The following is a 4,486-nucleotide window of genomic DNA, read 5'->3' on the forward strand; positions in this document are numbered from 1 at the left end:
TCCGGATCGCGCGCGGCCGCCCGGGCGGCCGGCGCTTCGTCCGTCAGGTCGACGATCTTCACGTTGACGCGCGGCGGCGAGCCATCCGTCTTCGTTCGCGTGCCGCCGCCGGCCGGTTCCTCGAGGTCGGCGGGCCGCGTGCGCAACGCCTGCGCGTCCTCGCTGCGCCGGTCGTTGCGCGCGGCCGACGTGTGGTCCAGTTCGGTTTCGTCGTGCTGCTGATCGACGCGCGCGCGTTCCTGGCTCGCGCGCTGGGTGCTGCGGGCGTTGTTCGCCGTGCTGGCCGTTTCGCTTTCGGCGGCCGTCTGCGCGAGGCTGCGCGGCGCCTGCGTGTCGGCGCCGCTTGCCTGCCGGATCGCTTCGCTCGTCTGCGCAAGGGTGTGATCGAGCAGTTCGAGCCGCGTCTTCGGGACGACGTTCGGCGTCGTGGTCATCTCGCCGTCCGGGCCGAACGACAGGCGCTCGCCGGTTCCCGTCACGTCGTCGATGCGCGTGCCGTTGGTCCATTCCTTCGGCGAGGCCGACACGACGGACAGCGTGCCGTCCTCGCCGAGCACCACCGATTTGCCGGGCGGCATCTGCTTGCTGGACGTCTTGTCGAGCACGCGGATCGGTTGGTTGTCGTAGGTCAGGATCTTGTCGCCGACCATCAGCATGCCGTCGGGCGACACCTTCACGGCTTCCCCGTCGAGCGTCGCCCGGGTGCGGCCGTAGGCGAGCGACGACACGTCGCCCTTGTTCAGGATCCGGCCGAGCATCTGGCTGTCGACCGTGACGGTGTCGCCGTCGGCCCCGCGGATCGGCACCGGCCGGCCGGTGTGCGTGCGCACCGACGTCACCGCGCGTTCCTTCAGGCCGCCGGCGGCCATCAGCGCGACGTTGGTGATCCCGGACTTGAGCTGCTCGCCGGCCGCCTTCGTGTCGCCCTTGACGAAATAGTCGTAGCCCGCTTCGCCGAACGCCTCGACCGCGCCGCCCACGCCCGTCACGACCGCGGTGGCGCGCGCGCCGGTGGTAAGCACCGACGCGACCTTCGGCGTGCGCGTGAGCGCCGTGACCGCGCGCGTGAACAGCTTGCTGCCGGCGAGCTTCGCGGCGCCCGCCGCGCCCATCGGCACGAGGTTGATGAAGTCGGCCCGCGCGCCCGCGTCGGTAAACGGATTGAGACTGCGCCCGTGGTCGGCGCGGTTGGCCAGATCGAGGCCCGCGCTCGTCATCGTCGCGCCGATCGCCGTGTACATCATCCCCGCGCCGAGGATGTTCAGCGGCACGCCGACGATCGCGCCGATGCCGGTGCCGTCGAGCAGCGTGCCGAGACCTTCGAGCGCCATCCCGCCGACCATCATGCCGATGTTCAGGCCCGTGCTGGTCAGCGTGTTCAGGAAACTGTCGAAGCCGCTTTCGTGATGCGCGGCCTTCGACACGAGCTGCAGCGAGCCGTCCGCGTTGTGACCGGTCGCGATGTCGACGGTGCCGTCCTTCGACAGCTCGTTGTTGTCGATGTAGTCGTTGATGTCGTTGTAGGTGCTCGCCGTCTCGTCGACGTACTGCGTGCCGTCCTTGCCGCTGACCTTGAACAGCGCGCTGGTGGTCATGCCGGCATCCTTGGCGGCGTAGACCATCGGCAGCACGTTGACCTGCGTCGTCGCGCCGCCGCCGATCGACAGCAGCTTGTCGCGCACGCTGTTGATCGTCGACAGCTTGTCCTTGTCGGTGTAGCGCGCGACATCGTCTTTCGTCGGCGATACGGGATCCGAACCATTGCTCGACGATGCCGTGTTCGGCACGTCGGGCTGCATGCCGAGCGCGACGCCGATCAGGTTGCGCTGCTCGTTGTCGGTCAGCTTGCCGAACGCGATCGTATCGCCGTTCTGCGTGCTCGCGCTCGCCGCGTCGAGCAGCGAGTTCGACAGCTCGCCGCGGTGCGCCTCGTAGAAGTCGTGCAGCGCCTTCTTGTAGTCGTTGCCGGCGTCAGAGTCGGGCGCCGCGTAGCGCAGCCGCTCGTCGAGTCCCGCGTCGAATTGATCCATCAATACCTGCTGATGCGACGTCTCGCTCAGCAGTTGCAGACGTTGCACCGCATTGTCGGCCTGCGTGACGGCCGCCTTCGCCTTGTCGAGCGGGTCCTGGTACAGGTTGGGCCGCGGCATCGACGGCGCCGGGATCATGTCGTCGCCCGCGACGGTGCGAAAACGCATCGGCGGCGGATTCGCGGCTGCCCAGTCGTCGTACTGCTTCTGCACCGACGCGAGCGTGCTCTTCGCCTGCGTCTGCTGGATGCGCGCCTGCGACAGCGCGAGCTGGGTCGCGCGCTCGTTGACCGAATCCGACATCCGGCCGTCGGCCGCGCGGATCGCGCCCGCGACGGTCTGCATGCGCTTCACGTCGAGCATCGTCGGGCCGGCCTGCGCGGCGGACGGGCCCGACGACTGCGGCAGCAGGAACGGGCTGTCGAGCAGCGGCGACGCGGGCAGCGACGCTGCGCCGTTGGACCCGGGCAACTTCGGCGGGGCCAGCGGCGATGCGCTCGGCAGCGTTGGCGTGCCGGCGGGAGCGGCCGACGTCGCCGTCGACAACGACGATGCGGGCAGCCCCGGCAGGCCGTTCGCGGTCGACAGCGACGGGGTCAGCAGCGGCGGTTGAAGCCTCGGCTTCGTGAATATCGATTGCGCGTTCACCTGCGCCTTGATCTGCGATGCCTGATCGTCGTACTGCTGCGCGAGCGTCGCACCGTACGCGACGACGAAACCGTCGTGCGCGATGCTTGCCTGCTGCTTCGCCTGATCGAGCTTCGCATACGCATCGCCGAGGTCCATATCGACCTGCGGATCCTTGATCATCGCGTGCGGATTGTCCTTGTGCCACGCGTTGGATGCGTCCAGCTTCTTCGTATAGTCGGCCTGCAGCGCGTCGACCTGCCGCTGCGCGGACAGCATCTGCAGATAACCGCCGCTCGTGTTCGCGGCCGTCTGCGCGCGGGCGAGCGCGGTCTTCGCGTCCGACACCGCATTCGCGACGACCACCGTCGGTCCTTCCTTGCCGCTGGCCGAATCGTAGTGCTGCTGCGCGTTCGTGAGCGCCAGGCTGTCGTTGGCCGCGCCGTACGCGGCGTTCGCGTAGTTCGCATCCTTCGCGGCGGACGTGACCGCCTGCTGCGCGGCATCCTGCGAAGCGGGGGCATCGGGCATCGTGACCTGCAGTTCCAGCGGCTGCAGCGCATCGTTCAGCCGCCCGACGCCCGCATCGAGCGCGGCCTTGTAGTCCGGATCGGCGAGGTACGACTGGAACTGCGTATACGCGAGGTTGGAATTCGCGACGTCCGCGAAGTATTTCGACGCGCCCACGGCCGCCTTCGCGCTGGCGGTCTGCCAGTCGTCGTAGAGCCGGATCTGCAGCGGATTCTTGCAGTCGCCCGGCTGCGGTACCCAGTTCGGATCGTTCGCATGATCGGGGAAGGCGGCCAGCAGCGTCTTGAACTGCTGGTCGGCCGCGTGCTGCGCGTCGCCGGCGTCCGTCACCTTGCCGGAATCGTCGATCTTCATCCCGGCCGGCATGTCGGCGTTCGCCTGTTCGCCGTACAGGATCATGTAGCCGGCGTCGGTGGTCACGTTCAGCTCGCGCTGCGCGGTGTCGGCCGCCGTGCGCGCCTTCGCGTAGTCGGCCTGCGCGGTCTTGCGGTCGTCGGCCGTCGACTCGGGATCGCGGTTGACCAGGTGCAGCACGTTCTGCGCGCCCTGCAGCGTCTGCGATGCGTTGTCGTAGTTCGTCTGCGCGTCCTGGATCGCTTTCTGCACCGCGCGCGTCTTGTCGTTTTCGACGGTGATGTCGGGCGGCGGCGCCGTATATTGCGCGGCCATGTTCTGGATCAGCGACGTCGCGGACTGGATCTCGGCGTTGGTCGGCTTCGACGGATCGGTGGCCAGCGATGCGGTGACGGGAATCGGCGGGGCGATGCTCGGGCTCGCGGGCCCGGCGGCGGGATCGTCCTTTTTCGGCGGCGGCGGAGGCGGCGGGGGCGGCGGTGCGACGACCGGATTCAGCGTTTCCGACAGGAAGCGCTGCCAGTTGACACCCAGTCCCACTCCGTCGATCAACAGCATGCTCGTCTCCGTTGAACCGCCCAATGCGCGGCACGCGCGGCGCCCTGCGCGCCGCGACGTGATCGTTCGAGTGTACGGACGCACCCGGCGACGGGAACGCCGCTGTTTCGTAGCGGCAGGAAGGGGCCGGCACCCGGGCGCCGTGCGGGCTACGAGACGGGCGCCGCGTGCGGCAGCCGTGCCGCGCGGCGTGGTTCGGACCCCTGAAAGCGACGCGCGTGCAGGGCGCCGCGCGCGCTCATGCGGTCACTGATCGAGACACCGCACGCACAGCCGCTTCGTCTGGCTCGCCGACAAGCCGTGGCACATCATCACGACCGGGCGCGCATGGCACGACGGCGGGTCGGCGGAGGCAGCCGGCAACGGCAGCCTGCGCGCGCGATCGG

The 4,486-nt window shown here is 69.2% G+C and carries 1 protein-coding gene and 1 pseudogene; both read right to left on the reverse strand.

All coding sequences use genetic code 11. From position 1 onward, the window contains the following. A partial coding sequence (locus tag G3N62_RS34455) for a DUF4781 domain-containing protein (RefSeq protein WP_241013286.1) occupies nucleotides 1-4,100 on the reverse strand: 4,100 nt, incomplete at its 3' end. Nucleotides 4,101-4,346: 246 nt separating this feature from the next. Further along, nucleotides 4,347-4,486, reverse strand: a pseudogene (locus G3N62_RS36215) (lytic transglycosylase); the annotation flags it as partial.

Origin of the sequence: Burkholderia sp. Tr-20355, assembly GCF_017104685.1 — a bacterium.
Classification (GTDB): Bacteria; Pseudomonadota; Gammaproteobacteria; order Burkholderiales; family Burkholderiaceae; genus Burkholderia; species Burkholderia seminalis.